Source organism: Micromonospora sp. NPDC049004 (genome assembly GCF_040649315.1).
In the GTDB taxonomy this organism is placed as follows: domain Bacteria; phylum Actinomycetota; class Actinomycetes; order Mycobacteriales; family Micromonosporaceae; genus Micromonospora.
Genome location: NZ_JBEZFG010000006.1, coordinates 358,990 through 376,940 on the forward strand (window position 1 = coordinate 358,990; position 17,951 = coordinate 376,940).

Consider the following 17,951-nt stretch of genomic DNA (forward strand, 5'->3'; position numbering starts at 1 on the left):
CCGGGCGGGCGATCAGTCCGCGTGCACCGCGAACTCGAGTGCCGGATCCCGGGGCTGGGGACGCCGCACGCCCCGCAGCAAGGGCACCGTGACCAGCAGCCCGAGGAGGGCGAAGCCGACGCACGCGACGAAGCCGGCTTGGTAACCCGCCATCTCGGCGGCTTGCGGAGTGCCGCCGGTCGAGTACGAGACCAGGACAGTGGAGACGATGGCCACGCCGAAACCGCCACCGATCTGCTGCGCGGCCGTGTTCATGCCGGAGGCCAGGCCCAGGTCGTTCTCGCGTACGCCGGTCAGGGCGGCAGCCGAGGCGGCGACCGTGCCGAGGCCGAGGCCGGAGCCGAAGAAGAACATGGCCGCGAAGATCAGCAGGAACGGGCCACCGGCGCCCACCGCGAAAATCATCATGCCCGGGCCGACGCCCATGAGCACCAGGCAGACGACCGCCACCGCGCGGGTGCCGTAGCGGGTGACGAACCGCTGGCCGATGAACGAGCCAGCGAACGCCATGAACGGCATGATCGCTTGACGCAGCCCGAATTCCGTCGCCGACCATCCGAGCAGGTCACCCTGGGCGTACTGGGACACGAGCACCGAGACGCCGACGGCCAGCATGCCCATGGTGACCATCGAGAGGTTGCCACCCACCACGAAGTTCGACCGCAGGATCCGCAGGGGCAGCAGGGGCGCCTCCGACCGTGACTCGATCACCACGAACAGGATCAGCAGCGCCACCGCGGCGCCGAACACCGCCAGAGTACGGCCGGCGAACCAGCCTGCGGTCGGCGCGAGTTGCACGCCGTAGATGAGCAGCGCCAGCATCGCGGTGCTGGAGAGCGCGCCGGCCACGTCGTACCGGCGGCGCAGGGTGACATCGGTGCTCTCGCGCAGGAGCAGCGGGCTGACGACGAGCATCACGATTGCCACCGGGATGTTGAGGAAGAAGATCCATTGCCAGCCGAGTACGTCGACGAGAACGCCACCGGCCAGCAGCGCGATGGTGGCGCCGACGCCGGCGATGCCCGCCCACGCGCCGAGTGCCAGGTGCCGGTGCGGGCCCTCCGGGAACTCGCTGGTCAGAATCGACAACGCGGTTGGCGCCATGAGCGCGGCCGAGACCCCGTGCAGCGCCCGGGCGATGATCAGCACCTCACCGTTCCACGCGAGGCCGGAAACCAGCGAGACGATCAGGAACAGCACCGTTCCGGCCATGAAGACCCGACGCCGGCCAAGCAGGTCCGCGGCGCGTCCGCCGAGCAGCAGCATGCCGCCGAAGGTGATCAGGTTCGCGCTCAGCACCCACTGCGCCGCGCCCGGAGTCATCTGCAGTGCCGACTGGATGGACGGCACGGCCAGGATGGTGACCTGCGAATCGAGGATGACCATGAAGTTCGCCAGACACAACACGGCGAGAATGAGCCAGCGGCGGGTGTCCAGCCGGCTCGGTGGCGCGGATGCGGTCTCGGTTATCGCCATCTCAGGGGCCCTTTCGATAGGTGTTCGCGTTTTCGCACGGTGACCCTGGCCGGCGTCGACGCAGGCCAGGGTTCTCAGGGGTGCGGGAACAGGCGACTGACGACGCCGGGCCGCGTCAGCGCCTACGGCGGATCGACCAGCCCGGCGGTGCGCAGAACCGCCTCGGACGACGCCGGATCATCGGCGGCCGCCGTCCGCGGTAGCGGGATGGAGAAGGTGCCCAACCGGGTCTTGACGGGCGTGGGCGAAGACCCGGACCTGGATGTGAGAGTTGTCGTGCCGCGAAAGGGTCCGCGCCGCTGGAGCCCGGGACGACCGCAGGCGTTTCGACTCCCCCATGCTGCCTCCACACATTCATGACGGTCGACCAGGTGCAGTCAGAGTAGGCAGCAGCACCGGAGCAGACTTCTCGCAGATTGCGCTCCTTGCGCGCGCCGATCGACCACCGCCAGCGGCCCCCGATAGCATGGCCAGCGCGGGAATGCTTCGCGTGCACCCGCGTTCACCGGGCTCGCGAAACTGCTGCCTATGCCATTCCCGAACCATCGCCGCGACCTGTTAGGAGCGCGTTGAAGCCGTTCCGAATCGACGCTCCGCGGACCGCCTGGACGGCCGGGGCAGTCGTCTCGCCGCAGCCCGCCGGCGCGCTGCGGGGCGGGACGTCGGCGTACCCGGCCGTGCCGCCGCTGGTACCGCTCGCCATGGCCGTTCATCAGCGTGAACCGGCACGGCCCATCGGGCGCTACGCCGACAGCGACTTTCCGTCGATCGTCCACTGACGGGAGTACGAGTGCGGTGGGCCACTTCCCCGCACTGGAAACCCCCAACCTCTACGTGGCCGGCCTGCGGGAGTACGCCCGGCGCCGACCGACCAGCGACCACACATCGGCAGCGGGTCGCCGTCGGCGGCCCGCAAGGAGAAGGGAACGCGATGGGACAGGGATTCGTGGTGCGGTACGAGATGCGGCCGGACTCGGCCGAGGAGAATCAGCGCCTGATCGAGGAGGTGTTCGCCGAGCTGACCGCCGAGCGGCCCGACGGCCTGAGCTATGCGGCCTTCCGCCTCGCCGACGGAGTCACGTTCGTTCACGTAGGCGTCTCCGACGGCTCCAACGCCCTCGGCGGCGTGGAGGCGTTCGCGGCGTTCCAGCGAGACTTCAAGGCCCGGGTGGCCGGCGGCCCGGAGGCCGCCGAGGCCGAGCTGATCGGCAGCTACGGCTTCGATGCGCAGCACATGACGCAGTGAGGCGGCGGCAGGGACGGGCGGGGCAAGGGGAAAGCACCCACACCGTCCCTGCCCCCGGCTCAGGCGGCCGCCTCCCGGTCGGTGGCGGCGTCCGCCTGTCCCATGACGCGGCTGTTCAGCACGATCGCCGCCATCAGCGGGAGCAGCCCGGCGAACGTCCAGGTGAGACCGAAGACCGCGGCGAACCAACCGACCATCGCCGGGCCGAGCAGGATGCCGCCGTACGCGAAGGTCGTGGCCCGCGCGACGAACGTTGTCGCGCCCGGTCCGTCGCCACCGGCGTGGCCGACCGCACTGAAGATCAGCGGCAGCAGCACGGCGGTGCCGGCGCCGAGGATGGCGAACCCGGCGATCGCCACGTAGGGCGAGGGTACGAGGACGACCACCGCGATGCCGGCGATGCCGACCAGCCCGCTCACCCGGAACAGAACCGCACCGCCGAAGCGCTCGGTGAGGCGGTCACCGAACAGCCGGATCAACGTCTGGAAGGCGGTGTACGCGGTGAAGGCCAGCGACGCCACGGCCAGCTCGGCACCGCGGATCTCGTGCAGGTAGATGCCACTCCAGCTGGTCACGGCCGCCTCGCACACCATGAGCGTCGCGCCCATCGCGCCGTACATCAGCACCCGGCGGCTCCAACCGGTACGCCAGCTCGCCCGGGGCTTGGCGTCGGCGGAGGCCTGCACCGGGTTGCGGTCGACCGACGCGGGCAGCAACATCGCGGTCAGCGGCAGGGCGGCCGCGAGCATCACTATCGCAACGCCGGCCAGATGCCACGACGGGGCGATGCCGGCCTTGATCAGACCGACGCCGACGAGCGACGCCAGCACGGCGCTGATGCTCCACGCCGCGTGGCAGCCGTTCATGATGGGTCGCCGACCGACGCGCTCGACCACTACGGCATGGCCGTTCATCGCCACGTCGGTCGCGCCGTGCACGATGCCGAGCAGGATCACCGCGACGGCGAGTTGCAGGGCGGTTCGCGCGAAACCGACAGCGGCCAGGGCCAGTGGCATGCACAGCAACATCGTGCGGATCACCCGGGAACTGCCGAACCGTGCCACCATGCCGCCGACGAACTGCATGGTCAGCAACGCCGCGACGCCGAGCAGCGTGAGGATCATGCCGAACTGCGCGTCACCGAACTGGTGAACAGCCTTGATCGACGGGATCCGCGTGATGTACGTCGACAGCAGCAGGCCGTTGACGAAGAAGACCCCGGTCACGGCCCACCGCGCACGAACGGCCGCCGCGACACCTACCGGCTCGCTGACTGCCTCCGGTCGATCCGGCGTCTCCAGCAGCACCGGCACCCCGTCGGGCGAACGCGGCCCACGCTCCTCGTGGTCAGTCATCTGCTCACTCCCCTGTCGGTTGCGGACGGTCTCTATCTGCTCGTCGGACCCCTGGGACACGAACGAGACATCCACAGCCGCATCCGGAACGTGACCCGCGTCACATCCGTAGCTGCCCTGTCGGCCGGGTCGTGCCGGATCCGACGCCTCAGAAGGGGGTGAGCGGCTCCGGCCGCATCCCGCCGCCGTCATCACCGAAAGGAGCAGACCGATGTCCCACGACACCCCGCCGGCCTCGCTGATCATCCCGACCTACAACCGGGCGGACCTGTTACGCCGCAATCTGGCCCAACTGGTTGGGCAGAGCCTGGACACCGATCGTTTCGAAGTGATCGTCGCGGATGACGGATCCAGCGACGACACCGAAGCGGCCGTCGGAGAGTTCCGCGACCGGTTGCGCCTGAAGTATCACCGCCAGGAGGACCGCGGCAACCGGGTAGGCACGGCGCGCAACGCCGGCGCCCGGCTGGCCACCGCACCTCTACTGATCTTCCTCGACACGGGCACGTTCGTGGGCCGCGACTTCGTCGACGCCCACCTGCGCGCCCACCGCGAAGTCCCCGGCCGCTGGGCGATCGTCGGGTACACGTACGGCTACGACCCGGAAGGAGTCGACGCCGGTCTCATGCGGCAACTGGACGAATCGACACCTGACGAACTCGTGGAACGTGCCGGCGCGACGTTGCGGGACGTCCGGCACGCACATCTCGCGGCCCACGAGTTCGACCTGTCCCGGCTGCTGGTGCCGTACCAGAACTTCTTCACCCTCAACTGCTCGGTCGCGGCCGCCGACTTCGCGGCCGTCGGCGGCTTCGATGAGGATTTCGTCGGGTGGGGCTTCGAGGACCTCGAGCTGGCGTACCGCCTGCTGCGCGACGGCGTCGGCCTGCGCATGAGCCGGACGGCGTGGGCGATCGAGTCGCCGCACCCGCGGGACCCGGCACGCTTCGACGAGCTGCTGCGCAACATGGACCGCTTCTTCGCCAAGCATCCGTCCCCGCCGCTCGAGGTGGGCTGGGTCCTGCTGATGCGCTACCGCGACGATTACTGGACGTGGGAGGACGAGCTGCGCCAGGTCCTGGAGCAGACTGCGGCCGCTCAGGGCCGCGACGTCACCGGCGAGATCACCGGAGTCCTGGCCGGTCTGCCCACCGGCGGGAGCCTGGCGGTGCTCGGCGCCGGCGATCAGGTGCCCCCCGGCCTGCCGGCCGCCGTGTTGTACGACCTCGACGTGAACGCCGTCGCCCGACTCGCCGCAGCGGAACCGGGACGGCACGATGTCCGGCACGGCATCGGGCTACGCACCACACTGGAGGACGGGACAGTCGACGACGTCATCGTGACCTCCCGGCTCGACGGCCTGTGGAAACGGTGGGGAGCCGACCTGCTCGCCGAGGCGGGACGGATCGGCAAGCGCGTCCACGTGACCGCCACAGCGGCACGCTGACACCACGGTGCGGGCCGGGACAGTCCCGGCCTGTCCCGTCCACTCGGCGCGGAACCCGCTCGGCATACCGCCGAAAATGCCCGCCATTATCGGAGCCCAACGGGAATCGCCCACCACCTCTTCCAGCTCCCCCGTCGGAGGTTGGCGTCGCCGGAATGGCTGGCAACTTCGAGTGTGCGCCGCTTCCTGAGCACGATTGAAAGGTGTCCGACGCGGACGGTAGCCTGCGGCAGTCACCAGCCCAGCACGTCCGACGTTCGGCAGCGGACGACAAACGTGAAGGATTGCCCGTGAGGTACGTGGTATTGATCTACACCAACTCCTCAACCTGGAAGCACCCGCTTTTCCTCCACGACGGCGAGACGCTCTCTGAGCAGGAACGCGCCGATCGGGTCGCTCAGCACGTCAACCTGGTCGAGGAGATCCGTGCCTCCGGCGAGCTGCTGACCGCTGCCGCACTGACCGCCCCGGCCGAGGGCACCAGGCTGTCCGCTCGCGACGGAGTGCCGAGCCCGACCGACGGACCGTTCCCGGACGCGAAGGAGTACCTCGCCGGCGTCTTCTTCCTCGAATGTGGCAGCCCGGAGCGCGCCGCCGAGATCGCCTCCCGCTTCCCCGACGCCAAGGTCGGGGCCGTCGAGGTTCGCCCGGTCGAAGAGGTCTCCGAAAAGGACTTCTGACCGCACCGCCCGCCCGGAACGGCCCGCCGAGGTGCGGCGGCCGGCCGTTCCGGTAGCGAGGATATGGGCTCCAGCCCGCAGAGGTCGAGGTGAACCGCCGTACGCGCCCCTCGGCTTCATCGCCGCCACGCCGAACGCGGCCGTCCCGTAGCCGCCGCCCAGCCCGATGCCACCGCCGGGCAGGTTGTGTGCGCGGCGGCCCCGTAGCCGCCGAAGCGCGCCAGCGCGCGCATCCCGAAGTGGGCGAGCGCGCGCCCAGCTTCGTACGTGTGCTGAGGAATTGCCGGAGTACGACCCTGCCCGGCAGTCGCCCGAACGACGGCAGAAAAGGAGCCGGGTCCCGACCGCGCAATTTCAAAGACGCATGCCACCGGGAGCTTGCCTAAATTTATTGCGCCGATCGGCTTTGCAGGAATTGGTGGGTGGCATGGACGCGGAGTTCGGGCAGGCCGTCCCAATGGTCGGTGCGGCGGACGACGCATACCTGCTGACCGGCCAAGGCCTGCAACCCCTCCCGCACCGGCGCCCCCTTCACCGAACGGAGCACAGATGGACGGCATGCCCGAGGACCCGCAATCAACTACCGTTCTGGTCATCGGCGCGACCGGCTACGCCGGTTCCCACGTGGCCAAGGCCTTTGCCGCAGCCGGATACCAGGTCGCGGCGCTGCAGCGCCCCGACGGCCGGCCGGTGCCGCCGGCTTACCGGCCGGTGCCGGGCGACATCACCGACCCTTCGTCGCTGAAAGCCGCCGCGGATGGCTTCGACCTCGTCATCCAGATCGCCTGGGTCCCGGGGGACGTCGAGAGCCGAAGCGCCGAGGCCATCATGGCAGCCGGGGCACGGTTGATCCACACCTCGGGCACCGACGTCCTCGGTCCCGGCACCACCTACGAGGACACCGTGCCACGACCGCCCGCGGTGGTGGCCTGGCGTGCCGACATGGAGAGAAGGGTTGTCGCCGGAGGCGGGATCATCGTGCGGCCGGCGCTCATCTACGGCAACCGGGGCGGCGTCATCCGGGGAACGATGGTGCCTGTGCAGGAGCGTCTCGGCACCGGCGTCTATCTGGGTCATGCCGGCATCCAATGGCCCGTGGTGCACGTCGAGGACCTGGCGCGGCTCTATCTGGCCGTCGCCCAGCGGGCGGCCGGCGGCACCCGCTGGAACGGTGTGGCCGAGAATCTGCCGGTGGCCGACATCGTGGCTGCGGCGGCCGGCGGTCGGGCGATCTGCTGGCCCGCCGACCAGGAACCGCCCGAGGAGATCGCTCCCATCGCGGAGCTCTATCTCATGGACCACGTCGTGAGCGCGGACCGGACCCGGCGCGAGATGGGCTGGGAGCCGGTGCACACGTCGCTGGTGGAGTATTACCGCCGGCACCCGCACGGCTGACCGCAGCGGTGGCGGGCCTCCGGACGGATGCCCGCCACCAGCACGCTCAGTACCGGTCGTGGTGTCGCAACCACGGCCGGCCGGGCTCGAGCGGGCGGCCGTTCGGCGTCAGGTCGAGGTAGTTGAACGTCGTGTGGAACACGTCGATCCCGTCGCCGTACGCGGAGTAGGTGTAGTAGACCTTCTCGCCGTCGCGGGCGAACACACTCATGCCACCCGCTTCGCCCTCGGTGAACCACTCACCCGATGCCGCCAGGGTGGCCTTGTCCATGTAGTCGTACTCGACCGGGGCCACGGTCTCGTCGAGCGTCACGTGGAAGTCGTAGTTGAACGTGCCGCCGTGCGATGAGTACCACGGCACGTTCCACCCCATGCGCTGCCGGAAGGCCTCAATCTTGTCGATCGGCGCCCGGGAGACCACCGCGAACGTCGTGTCCAGGGCGTGCAGGTGTGCCAGGTCGCCGATGCCGTCGGTCAGCAGGGAACAGTGCTTGCAGCCCTCGTCCCACGCGGGATCGAACATGAAGTGCTGGATGATCAGTTGCGACCGGCCCTCGAACATGTCGATCAGCCGTGCCTTGCCGTGCCGGCCGTCGAAGACGTACTCGTCCTCGATGGCCATCCAGGGCAGTTGCCGGCGGGCGGCGTTGACCGCGTCGCGCGCCTCCATCGCCCCACGCTCCTGCTCGCGCAGCTCCTTGCGCGCCGCCAGCCACTGCTCGGGCGTCACCACATGTGCCGTCATGGTCGAGCTTCCTCTCGTTCTCGGCGGTGTCCTCATGAAGTAGTCGTAGCCCGCCGGCCGTATCGAACACAGCGGCGACGGGCAACTCCCGCCCGGACACCTCACCGACCTGTCCGACGTCTCCCCGAGCCGACGACGATCGCGGCGGTTGCCGACCTGCTCGACATCACGCCTCTCACACGCTGCGCTACTACGAGCGGGCCGGGCTGGTCGAGGTGGCCCGGGACCACTACGGTCACCGCGTCCACGACGCCAGAGCGGTGCGACGCCTGGTGTTCCTCACCAGGATGCCGATGCGCGACCTGCAGCACTTCATCTCGCTCGTGGACGCCGGGCAGGACACGGTGCCCGAGCGGCTCGGCATGCTGCGTGACGCTCCAGCTCGGACGTTCTAGCCGGCGGTCGCCTCACGCTGGATCCGCTCGAATTGAGCGGCCATCGCGGCAGCCAGGGCCTGCGCGGCGGACAGGGGACGAACCATGACCGTCAACTCATCGATCAAACCGTTCTCATCCAGGTGCAGGAAGTCACAGCCCTCGACGGCGACGTCGCCGATTCGCGCCTCGAATACCAGCGCGTGATCGCGACCGCCCTCGCCGCTCAGCTCACGGACGTACCGGAAGTCCTCGAACACCCGCAGCACACCCCGCAGGATCGCGGCGGTGATGGCCTTACCCGGATAAGGCTTGAACGCCACCGGGCTGCGAAACAGCACGTCGTCGGCCAGGGCCGCCTCAAGGGCATCGGCGTCGCGTGCTTCAACGGCCGCGCGAAAGTCGATCATTACGCCAGCGTACGGGCTTTTCCGCTGTGGGGATCCGCCACGGGGCCGGCTACGGCCGGAAGGCGCCGTGGCGAGACCTTCTGATCGGGCTACACCGGCACCCGGAACCCGGACGTACGCCGTCGACATGAGCTGAGTACTGGAACGGTCTCCGGGTGGACCGCCTACAGATCCATCGCATAGACCCGGACCCGGCGGCCGGTGTCCGGCTGCACGGTCTCGCGGTCCAGCGTCATGCCCAGCTTGACCATCACTCGCGCCGACGCCTCGTTGCCGACAATGTGGATGCTGACCAGCCGCCGCAGTCCGAGCCCGGCGCGAGCGTGAGCGACCACAGACCGGGCAGCCTCGGTGGCCAGGCCCCGGCCCCAGTACGCGCGGCCGAGTCGCCAGCCGATCTCCACGGCCGGCATGATCTCGGGCAGGAAGGTCGGCACCGCCAGCCCGGTGAAACCGGCCAGATCGCCGGTTTCCTTGACCTCCACCGCGTACAGGCCGAAGCCGTGCTCATCCCAGTGTCGCTGATAGTTGGCCAGGCGCTCCGCGGTCCCCGCCCGGTCCAGGGTGCGACCGTCATGGATGTAGTGCATGACCTCAGGCTGTGCGTTCACCGCGGCGAAGCCGTCCAGATCGGTGCTCTGCCAGCGACGCAACAGCAGCCGCGGAGTTTCCAGGGACGTGGCATCAGGGGAACTCGTCATCTCGGGCACGTCTCTTCGTAGCATTTCGGCCCTCGCAACTGGTCGCCGACCTGGTGCTCGCTGGTGTCGGGCCCGGCGCGCGAGGCCGGTCACCGGCGTTGCTGGCGGGGCGTGGGTGGTCACCCGATGCGAAGGTGGTCCGCACTCTGGGCGACGGCTATGGTTTGGGCATGCACGATCGACGCGGCCTCCGGCGCGTCGGCGAGCGAGCGCCGCTGCCGACGATGCTGCTGCTTGCCGTGCTCGTGCTGGTGCTCTCCGCCACCCGGTCGATCGGGCTGTGCATCGTGTTCCGTTCCGCACGGCGGGCGATCCCCGGTTGTGTGCCCGCCTGGTCGGCGGATCGTGCTCCCCCGCGCCATGCGCGGGGCCTCGCCTGATCCACTCGCCCCGCTCGCGCCGATCCCCATCGTTGCGCCCGGCTGGCCTCCGTGACCGGCCGGCAGCACTGTCACCGCGCCCGCCGCACGTGGCTCGCCACACTCCGTCGGCCTGCGCCGCTGCGCGAATCCGCACCCTGCCCGCTGGAGTCCCCATGATTGTCGAACTGACCCCGCTGCCCGGTATCGGGATATGCCGCATGTTCACCACCGCTGACGGTCGCCGCGTGGGCGTGGTCACGCACCGTCCAGGTGGCCGGCGAGATCTCGTCTACGAGTCCCCCGACGACCCCGACGCCACCTGCTCTCTGACCCTGACCCGCGACGAGGCGGTGACCCTTGCCAGACTCCTGGGAATCCTTGATGTCCTGGACATCGTCACCGTGGCGGAGTCATCTCCTGGGTGACGGTCTGCGGCTGCCGTGCCCACCGGGGCACGGCAGCCACACCGCGAGTCAGCCGTTGTGCTTCGCCTGGCAGGACACGCAGAACTGCGCGTGCGGAAGGATTTCGAGCCGCTCGGCCGGAATGTTCTGGCGACACTTCTTGCAGGCACCGTAGGTGCCGTCGCTGATGCGGCTCAACGCACCGGTGATCTGCTCGATGTTGCGGCGGGTGGCCACCAGCAGTGCGGCCCGGTTGTGGGCCTCGCTCGGGTCGCCGGTGTCCGCGTTGAGCTCGGTCAGTTCCCGCAGCCGAGCCGTCTGCGTGGCGAAGTCTTCCGCCAGGGACGCTCGCAGATCAGCCAGCCAGCCCTGGTCGACGGTTCGATGATCGACGCTCATGGTCTACCTCTACCTTTCAAGGGAAAAAGAAAAGGGCCGAAGCTTGAAAGCTTCGCCCTGGCGGTCGTTTCGTGATGCAACGATTCCGCGGGGGGCCTCGGCCGGTTCGCGCCGGGCTCGACAGCCGGAACGTGGACGCGATGTGCAACTCGCGCACAACCGGCACCCGCATCCCGACCATCCGGCACGCCGCCGTCGCCACGTGGGCAGCCCCGATTGCCGCCACACCGGTGACGGCAGAAGAGCGGAACGTCACCGGGGACATGTCTCCACCATAGGCGGCGTCCGCAGTAATGCCAACGCCTGCGTCGAGGCCCGGCTCCTGCCATGATCAGCCTTGGCGGCCCCGTCCTGGTCGGGCACGCCACCCGCATCCTGCGATCTGGATAAACAGCACAAATCCAGCCATGGCTTCGCCGGTCTTGGGGCGGTCGGAACGGTCGTCGCGACCCCCGGGTGGGTCATTCCTCGGGCGCGATGAGTCGGTCGTCGGTGGCGTCGCGGACCGTGATCGCTTCCACCGGGCACGAGTCGGCGGCGTCGAGGACGACGTCGGCCGGGGCGACGACGTCGGCCAGCGGCTCGGACAGGCCGCCCACCAGGCGGAAATGCTCGGGCGCGGTGCCGGCGCAGATGCTCGTGCCAATGCAGCGACGCGAGTCCACCCCGAGCCGCCACGCCGTACTCACCAGGCCACCGGCATGCCGAGCAGGCCCCGCACCAACATGCCGCGCTTCCACTCCAGCTCGGCTTCCGGTACGGCGAGCCGCAACCCGGGCAGGCGGGTCACGATTGTGGCGACGGCGACCTGCAACTCCATGCGGGCCAGTTGCGCGCCGACACAGTGGTGTACGCCGTGCCCGAAGCCCAGGTGCGGGTTCTGCCCGCGGTCGAAGTCCAGCCGGTCCGGGTCGGCGAAGACGGTGCCGTCACGATTCGCCGACGACAGCGAGCCGAGAACCGGCTCACCTGCCCGGACGAGAACCCCGCCGACCTCGACGTCCTCCTTGGCGTACCTGGCGAAGGAGGAGCCGACGCCGAGCGGCACGTACCGCAACAGTTCCTCGACCGCGGCCGGCACCAGCGACGGGTCGGCCCGCAGCCGAGCGAGCTGGTCCGGATTGTGCAGCAGGACGTAGACGAAGTTGGGGATCTGGGTCACCGTGGTCTCGTGGCCGGCCGCGAGCAGCCCTCCGGCCAGCTCCACCAGCTCGGTCTCGCTGAGCCGATCCTCATTCTCGTCACGGGCCCGCACCAGCGCGCCGAGCAGGTCGTCGATCTCCGGCTCGCGGCGGCGCTCGGCGACCAGACCACCGATGTAGCCCCAGAGATTGTTCAGGTACTCCTGGATCGTCTCCAGGGGCAGCGAGGTGGTCGAGACGATCGCCTCGGACCAGACGTGGAAGCGGTCGCGGTCGGCGTACGGGACTCCGAGCAGCTCGCAGATCACCTGGATCGGCAGCGGCGTGGCGACGTGCTCCACCAGGTCGGCCGGAGGACCGAGCCGGACCATGTCGTCGACCAGCGCTTCGGCGATTTCCTGGGTACGGGGTCGCAGCGCCTCGACCCGACGTGCCGTGAACGCCTTCGCCACCAGCCGGCGCAGCCGGGTGTGATCGGGCGGGTCCATGGTCAGCATGCCGCTGTACTGCTGGCGCGGGGTGAGCCTGGGCTCGTCGCGCTGAACGGCCGGCGCGCGGCCGAACCGCACGTCGCCGAGGACCGTACGGACGTCCTCGTACCGGGTGGCGAGCCATGCCTCCTCGCCGTACGGGAGCTGCACCCGGGTCATCGGCTCGTTCTCGCGCAGCTCGCCATAGGTCGGATCGACGACGAGGCGGTCGGGCACACCGAACGGGTACTGTCGCGCGGGCGGAACGGTCCGGCTCTCGGTGGTCTGCGCGCTCTCCGTCATCCGGATTCCCTTCGTCGGAACGGCGTGATCCTCAGGCCGGGCACCACGTTCGTAGCGGCGCCGATTGCCAGCGTCCAGGGCTCACGAACAGCCACGCATTGACGCTCGGTGATGGTTCGATATCGGATCGTAGCGGCATATGTCGATGATCGCCATGAAGTCCGCGTCCGGGGCGAGCAAAGTGCGGGCGAGGCGCGTGGCAGCGGGTCCGGGTCGTCGTACCGGAGAGGCTGTTGACGGTTGGACGGCCGTCAGCGGATGATCCAGCGATGTGTCGCTCGGGTTAGCGATCCGAGACGCCGACCCTGATGGACGACCTCATCGCCGTCATGCGGCGGCGCCAGGAGAGTGATTTCATGAAGTTCCTTCTCACGTCGTCGGGCATCTGCAATCCGAGCATCGCCGACGCGCTCGTCGACCTGCTGGGCAAGCCGATCGCCGAGTCCACGGCCCTGTTCATCCCCACCGCTGTCTACCCCTTCCCCGGTGGAGCCGAGCGGGCATGGAAGGCGATTGACGGCCCGGCCGCGATCCCGCTGTCGCAGCTCGGTTGGAAATCCCTGGGGATATTGGAGCTCACCGCACTGCCGACCATCCGAGAAGAGAACTGGGTCCCGGCCGTCCGGCAGGCCGATGCCCTCCTCGTCTGGGGCGGCGATGTGCTCTACCTGACCCACTGGCTGCGCCAGTCGGGCCTGGCCGACCTCCTACCGTCGCTAAGTGACACGGTCTACGTCGGGGTCAGCGCGGGGAGCATCGCGGTCACCCCGTACAACTGCGACGCCGAATTTGACCTTGACTTCGTCCCGGACGGCAGCGACATGGCGCACGGCGCCGACCGGGCGCTGGGGCTTGTGGATTTCACGCTGTACCCCCACCTCAATCATCCGGAGATGGAGGACACCGAGCTGTCCAGCATCGAGAAATGGGCGTCCGGAATCCCGGTCCCCACCTACGCCATCGACGACAACACCGCCATCAAGGTGGTCGATGGCACAGTTGACGTCATCTCCGAAGGCGACTGGAAACTGATCAACCCCTGACCGACAAAGCGGAATTCGAGCCGGCCCACCGAACCGACTGCTACGGCCGACGCATGGTCGCGCTCCTCGTCGACGGACTACGGTCCGGCACATCCCCGTACTGACTGGGTGGCCTCGTCGACGCGGCCGAGTTTGACGGAGACGACTGACCGCGCGTCACGGGCCTCCCGTCCCGAGTGCCGCCCACCACCTGACGATTGAGCAGGTCACGGGCGGGGTAGTGCCCGTCCTCGCGGAAGATCAATCGGCGGCCGTCCCCGGTCCGCTGGGGCGGAAGGGGTGTCACCGGTGCGGACGTGGGGGCGCGACGCCGTCGCGCGGTTGCGGGGCGACGGGATGACCGTGGTCGAGCTGACCGCCGCCGCGGTGATCGCCTGGCTCGTGGCAGCAGTGGTGATCGGTCACCCGGACCCGTTCTACGCCCCGACCGCCGCGCTCGTCGTGCTCGGTGAGTCCCGCGGGCGACGGCTGCGGCAGACTGTCGAGATCCTGCTCGCCGTGGCCGCCGCCGTGCTCGTCGCGGAGCTGCTGGTGTACGCGCTGGGCCCGGGCACCGGCACGGTCCTGCTGGTGCTGGTACTGACCACCTCGACGCTCGTGGTGATCGGTGCCCGCCGTGCCCTGGTCGTGCAGGCCACCGTCTCGGCCATGTACCTGGTGGTGGTCGCCGCGCCGCACGGGACGCTGATGCCGTTCCGCTTCATCGACGCGCTCATCGGCGGCGCGGTGGCGTTGGCCGCCAGCCAGCTGAGGGCCGCCCGCGACCCGCTGGCGCCGCTGGTGTCGCAGGCCCGGCGCAGCTACACCGACCTGGCCGACCTGCTCGATGAGGTGAACGCGGCGCTGCAGAGCTGCGACGAAGACGCCGCCAGCGCCGCGCTGGACCAGGCCCGGCAGGTGGACGACTGCGTCGCCCAGTTGCAGACCGCCGTGCTCGCCACCGGTGAGACGCTGCGGCTGGGGCTGCGCCGCCGGCACCTGGGCAAGCTCGCCGACGTGGAAGCGACGCTGCGGCAGCTCGACTACGCCGCCCGCAACATCCGGGTGCTGGCTCGGGCCAGTGCGACCCTGACCCGCCGGCACACCGCCACACCGCCGGAGCTGGCCGCCGCGATCGGCGCGCTGACCGCCGCCGTACGGTCGGCCGGGGAGGCGCTGGCCAGCGACCTCAGCGGCGCCGACGCCGACCGGCACGCGCACCGCGCCGACGCGGCGGCCCTGGAAGCGGTCCGGATCGCCGCGGGCCTGCTCCGGTCCGATCCGCCGCTGCCGGTCACCATGATCGTCGGGCAGATCCGGGCGACCGCCATCGACCTGCTGCGCGGCGTCGGCCATGACGACATGACGGTGCTGGACCGGGTGGACGAGGCGCTCGGCCTGAGCCGGGCGTGACACCTGTCGTCGGCCCGGAGATAACAATCCGCGCCACGACGTGATGCCGCGTCACAGCGTCCACCCTGCCAGCACCGGACGGCGACGTCATCGGGACGTGCCCGAGAGGTAGATCCCGAGACCAGCCAGCAGCAGGCTGATCAGGCTGGCACCGGCGCGTACCGAGTTCCACGACGTCCAGGCGGACGAGTAGGAGGCCCACACCCGGGCCGCCTCCGCAGGATCGGTCGGCACGCCCGCGGCGTCGAGGTTCTCGTTCATCGGCACGTTGACGACCACCGTCGGGATGAACGCGCCCACCAGGTACACCGCCGCGGCCATCAGGAACAGCACACCCGCCGACCGCTTCCCGAGGAGCAACAGCAACACACCGGTCACCGTGGCGGCGACGAGCGGGCCGAAGAACGTGACGAAGAACAGCGGATTCTGGATCCTCTGGTTGATGCTCGTCATGGCCGGGATGGCGGTACCGGGGGCGACGGCGTTCAGACCGGGCATCACCGCCACCGAAAAAGCGTAGTAGACACCGGTGATCGCACCCGTGACCACCACTGTCGCCGCGGCCGACCAGGCAGCCAGAGTGGCGTTCATGCCCGGTCTCCAGCGGGTGACGTGTCCCATGCGCCAGCGGCGGCGGCTTCGCGGGCATAGTCGGTGAAGTCGCGCGGCCTGCGGCCCAGCGCCTGTTGCACACCATCGGCGAGCCGCGCATTGCGGCCGTCCAACACCTTGCCGAACAGCTCGGTCAGCACCGCCACGAGCTCCGCCGGCACGTCGTACCCGGCCATGACGGCGGCGTACTCCTCGGGCGAAACCGATCGGTAGCGGATCTCCCGTCCGAGCGCGTCGCCGATCTCCGAGGTCGCCTCGGCGAAGGTGAGAAGCCGCGGGCCGGTCACCTCGTAGAGCTGCCCCGCGTGCCCGTCGTCGGTCAGTGCCGCGACCACGATGTCGGCGATGTCGCGGGCGTCGACGAACGGCTCCGGCACGTTCCCGGCCGGGAGGGTGACCTGGCCGCCGCGTATCGAGTCGGTCAGGAAGTCCTCGCTGAAGTTCTGGTTGAACCAGCTCGCCCGCACGATCGTCCAGGCCACTCCGGAGTCCTGGACCACCCGCTCGCTGAGCGTGGCCTCCTCCTCGCCCCGGCCGGAAAGCAGAACCAGCCGTTCGATCCCGCCGGACACCGCCTGTTCGGTGAACGAGCGGATCGTCGCGACGGCGTCCGGTGCGGCCAGGTCCGGGTAGTACACCAGGTAGACCGACGAAACCCCGTCCAGTACGGGTGCCCAGGTGCGCTGGTCGGTCCAGTCGAACGGCGGCTCGCCGGAGCGGGAGCCGACCCGCACCGGCCGGTCGAGTGTGGCGAGCCGGTCCACCACCCGGCGGCCGGTCTTGCCGGTGCCGCCCAGTACGAGGATTGGCTGCTCATCAACGGTCTTCGTCATGCCAACCAGTCAATTCGAGGGCGAGCGCACCGGGAATGGGCGAGACTCTCGATCGCATGTCCTGGCGTCTCGACGGTCCACGTCGCAGGGCTAACCTGAGCGCATGGATGCGCTCGCGGGGCTGCTGGACGGGCCGAGGGCGCGCGGCGCGTTCCTGATGCGGTCGGTGTTCGACCCGCCCTGGTCGGTACGGATCCAGGATCGCGCGCCCCTCACCCTTGTCACCATGCTGCGCGGCACAGCGTGGGTGGTGCCGGACCAGGGCGCTGCGGTGCCGCTACGCCCCGGCGACGTCGCGATCATCCGTGGCCCGGAGCCGTACACGATCGCCGACGACCCGGCCACGGCGCCGCAGGCGGTCATTCATCCCGGTGAGCGCAGCACCACGCCCACCGGGGACGAGTTGTGCGACGTGATGGACCTGGGTATCCGGACCTGGGGCGAACGCGCCGACGGGGCGGCGGTGCTGCTCAGTGGCACGTACCAGTTGCAGGGCGAGGTCAGCCAACGGCTGCTGAGGGTCCTGCCCCATCTCCTGGTGCTGCCGGCCGGGGCACTGGACAGCCCGCTCATCCCGTTGCTCGACGACGAGATGACCAAGGACGAGCCGGGGCAGGATGTGGTCCTGGACCGGCTGCTCGACCTCCTGCTCATCGCCGTACTCCGGGCCTGGTTCTCCCGGCCGGAGGCGGCGGCGCCCGCCTGGTACCGAGCGCACGGCGATCCGGTGGTCGGCACGGCGTTGCGGCTGCTGCACGACCACCCGGCAGAGCCGTGGACGGTGGCCACCCTCGCGGCCGGGACCGGTACCTCGCGGGCGGTGCTGGCCCGCCGGTTCACCGAACTGGTCGGCGAGCCGCCGATGGCATACCTCACCAACTGGCGGCTCGCGCTGGCCGCCGACCTGTTGCGCGAACCGGACGCCACCGTCGCCGCGGTGGCCCGCCAGGTCGGCTACGGCAGCTCATTCGCACTCAGCGCGGCCTTCAAACGGGTACGCGGTCTCAGCCCGGCCGAACACCGGCAGGCCGTCGGGTCACCTGACCTCACTCCAGTGGGATGACCGTGCCGACGCGGGCCGTGTGCACCATTCCCGGCACCCACGCCGTCCGTACCGCCGCTGCCAATGATCGGGCGCTACGCGCCGCCCGCCGGTTCGCCG

General features: G+C 69.7%; 21 protein-coding genes. 11 read left to right on the forward strand and 10 right to left on the reverse strand.

What is annotated here, in order from left to right:
- Nucleotides 1–12 precede the first annotated feature (12 nt).
- Entirely contained in the window at nucleotides 13–1,476 is a 1,464-nt protein-coding gene (locus tag AB0B97_RS20325) for an MFS transporter (RefSeq protein ID WP_234587572.1), read from the reverse strand.
- A gap of 569 nt (nucleotides 1,477–2,045) precedes the next feature.
- Between AB0B97_RS20325 and AB0B97_RS20330 the strand changes: the two genes are divergently transcribed.
- Nucleotides 2,046–2,255, forward strand: a complete 210-nt coding sequence (locus tag AB0B97_RS20330; RefSeq protein ID WP_357495465.1) for a hypothetical protein — start codon at nucleotides 2,046–2,048, stop codon at nucleotides 2,253–2,255.
- Between the two features lie 152 nt (nucleotides 2,256–2,407).
- Complete coding sequence (locus AB0B97_RS20335) at nucleotides 2,408–2,722, forward strand: hypothetical protein (protein ID WP_357495467.1); 315 nt, start codon at nucleotides 2,408–2,410, stop codon at nucleotides 2,720–2,722.
- 59 nt (nucleotides 2,723–2,781) lie between these two features.
- Here AB0B97_RS20335 and AB0B97_RS20340 read toward each other — a convergent pair whose 3' ends face one another.
- Nucleotides 2,782–4,077 carry an MFS transporter gene (locus tag AB0B97_RS20340; RefSeq protein WP_357495469.1) on the reverse strand — a complete coding sequence of 432 codons (1,296 nt, stop codon included), beginning with the start codon at nucleotides 4,075–4,077 and terminating at the stop codon, nucleotides 2,782–2,784.
- Nucleotides 4,078–4,288: 211 nt separating this feature from the next.
- Here AB0B97_RS20340 and AB0B97_RS20345 point away from each other — a divergent pair, with 211 nt between their 5' ends.
- The 3 genes from AB0B97_RS20345 (at nucleotide 4,289) to AB0B97_RS20355 (ending at nucleotide 7,599) form a co-directional block, all read left to right on the forward strand.
- Nucleotides 4,289–5,524, forward strand: coding sequence for a glycosyltransferase (locus tag AB0B97_RS20345; protein ID WP_357495471.1), 1,236 nt, complete (start codon nucleotides 4,289–4,291; stop codon nucleotides 5,522–5,524).
- A gap of 290 nt (nucleotides 5,525–5,814) precedes the next feature.
- Nucleotides 5,815–6,204: a YciI family protein gene (locus tag AB0B97_RS20350; protein WP_234587559.1), complete on the forward strand. Its 390-nt coding sequence runs from the start codon at nucleotides 5,815–5,817 to the stop codon at nucleotides 6,202–6,204.
- Nucleotides 6,205–6,753: 549 nt separating this feature from the next.
- Nucleotides 6,754–7,599, forward strand: a complete 846-nt coding sequence (locus tag AB0B97_RS20355; RefSeq protein WP_357495473.1) for an NAD-dependent epimerase/dehydratase family protein — start codon at nucleotides 6,754–6,756, stop codon at nucleotides 7,597–7,599.
- Between the two features lie 46 nt (nucleotides 7,600–7,645).
- On the opposite strand, the gene AB0B97_RS20360 is transcribed toward AB0B97_RS20355, so the two are convergent.
- Nucleotides 7,646–8,344, reverse strand: a complete 699-nt coding sequence (locus tag AB0B97_RS20360; protein WP_357495475.1) for a DUF899 domain-containing protein — start codon at nucleotides 8,342–8,344, stop codon at nucleotides 7,646–7,648.
- A gap of 260 nt (nucleotides 8,345–8,604) precedes the next feature.
- Here AB0B97_RS20360 and AB0B97_RS20365 point away from each other — a divergent pair, with 260 nt between their 5' ends.
- Complete coding sequence (locus AB0B97_RS20365; RefSeq protein WP_357495720.1) at nucleotides 8,605–8,739, forward strand: hypothetical protein; 135 nt, start codon at nucleotides 8,605–8,607, stop codon at nucleotides 8,737–8,739.
- Here the strand turns inward: AB0B97_RS20365 and AB0B97_RS20370 are convergent.
- Both AB0B97_RS20370 and AB0B97_RS20375 read right to left on the reverse strand, forming a co-directional pair.
- Nucleotides 8,736–9,128 (reverse strand): nuclear transport factor 2 family protein, encoded by a 393-nt coding sequence (locus AB0B97_RS20370; protein WP_357495477.1) that lies wholly within the window; start codon nucleotides 9,126–9,128, stop codon nucleotides 8,736–8,738. The two genes, AB0B97_RS20365 and AB0B97_RS20370, sit on opposite strands and share 4 nt — an antisense overlap.
- Nucleotides 9,129–9,292: 164 nt before the next feature.
- A complete protein-coding gene (locus AB0B97_RS20375; protein WP_357495702.1) occupies nucleotides 9,293–9,829 on the reverse strand; it encodes a GNAT family N-acetyltransferase in 537 nt (178 codons plus the stop codon).
- Nucleotides 9,830–9,999: 170 nt separating this feature from the next.
- On the opposite strand from AB0B97_RS20375, the gene AB0B97_RS20380 reads away from it, so the two are divergent.
- On the forward strand, nucleotides 10,000–10,209 hold the full coding sequence (locus tag AB0B97_RS20380) for a hypothetical protein (protein ID WP_357495479.1): 210 nt from the start codon (nucleotides 10,000–10,002) through the stop codon (nucleotides 10,207–10,209).
- 155 nt (nucleotides 10,210–10,364) lie between these two features.
- Nucleotides 10,365–10,616: a potassium transporter TrkA gene (locus AB0B97_RS20385; RefSeq protein ID WP_234587545.1), complete on the forward strand. Its 252-nt coding sequence runs from the start codon at nucleotides 10,365–10,367 to the stop codon at nucleotides 10,614–10,616.
- Nucleotides 10,617–10,664: 48 nt separating this feature from the next.
- Here the strand turns inward: AB0B97_RS20385 and AB0B97_RS20390 are convergent, their stop codons facing one another.
- The 3 genes from AB0B97_RS20390 to AB0B97_RS20400 all read right to left on the reverse strand — a co-directional run bounded on the left by AB0B97_RS20390 (nucleotide 10,665) and on the right by AB0B97_RS20400 (nucleotide 12,909).
- On the reverse strand, nucleotides 10,665–10,994 hold the full coding sequence (locus AB0B97_RS20390) for a TraR/DksA C4-type zinc finger protein (RefSeq protein WP_234587543.1): 330 nt from the start codon (nucleotides 10,992–10,994) through the stop codon (nucleotides 10,665–10,667).
- A gap of 461 nt (nucleotides 10,995–11,455) precedes the next feature.
- Nucleotides 11,456–11,683: a ferredoxin gene (locus AB0B97_RS20395; RefSeq protein ID WP_234587540.1), complete on the reverse strand. Its 228-nt coding sequence runs from the start codon at nucleotides 11,681–11,683 to the stop codon at nucleotides 11,456–11,458.
- Nucleotides 11,680–12,909 carry a cytochrome P450 gene (locus AB0B97_RS20400; protein WP_357495482.1) on the reverse strand — a complete coding sequence of 410 codons (1,230 nt, stop codon included), beginning with the start codon at nucleotides 12,907–12,909 and terminating at the stop codon, nucleotides 11,680–11,682. Before AB0B97_RS20400 ends, AB0B97_RS20395 begins: the two co-directional genes overlap by 4 nt.
- Nucleotides 12,910–13,265: 356 nt before the next feature.
- Between AB0B97_RS20400 and AB0B97_RS20405 the strand changes: the two genes are divergently transcribed.
- Both AB0B97_RS20405 and AB0B97_RS20410 read left to right on the forward strand, forming a co-directional pair.
- Nucleotides 13,266–13,952 carry a Type 1 glutamine amidotransferase-like domain-containing protein gene (locus tag AB0B97_RS20405; protein ID WP_357495704.1) on the forward strand — a complete coding sequence of 229 codons (687 nt, stop codon included), beginning with the start codon at nucleotides 13,266–13,268 and terminating at the stop codon, nucleotides 13,950–13,952.
- 288 nt (nucleotides 13,953–14,240) lie between these two features.
- Complete coding sequence (locus AB0B97_RS20410) at nucleotides 14,241–15,344, forward strand: FUSC family protein (RefSeq protein WP_357495484.1); 1,104 nt, start codon at nucleotides 14,241–14,243, stop codon at nucleotides 15,342–15,344.
- An 87-nt stretch (nucleotides 15,345–15,431) separates the two neighbouring features.
- Here the strand turns inward: AB0B97_RS20410 and AB0B97_RS20415 are convergent, their stop codons facing one another.
- Nucleotides 15,432–15,935 (reverse strand): anthrone oxygenase family protein, encoded by a 504-nt coding sequence (locus tag AB0B97_RS20415; protein ID WP_357495486.1) that lies wholly within the window; start codon nucleotides 15,933–15,935, stop codon nucleotides 15,432–15,434.
- A complete protein-coding gene (locus AB0B97_RS20420; protein ID WP_357495488.1) occupies nucleotides 15,932–16,789 on the reverse strand; it encodes an NmrA family NAD(P)-binding protein in 858 nt (285 codons plus the stop codon). The genes AB0B97_RS20415 and AB0B97_RS20420 overlap by 4 nt, the downstream gene beginning before the upstream one ends.
- Before the next feature lie 103 nt (nucleotides 16,790–16,892).
- Here AB0B97_RS20420 and AB0B97_RS20425 point away from each other — a divergent pair, with 103 nt between their 5' ends.
- Nucleotides 16,893–17,852, forward strand: a complete 960-nt coding sequence (locus AB0B97_RS20425; RefSeq protein ID WP_357495490.1) for an AraC family transcriptional regulator — start codon at nucleotides 16,893–16,895, stop codon at nucleotides 17,850–17,852.
- The last annotated feature ends 99 nt before the right edge of the window (nucleotides 17,853–17,951 follow it).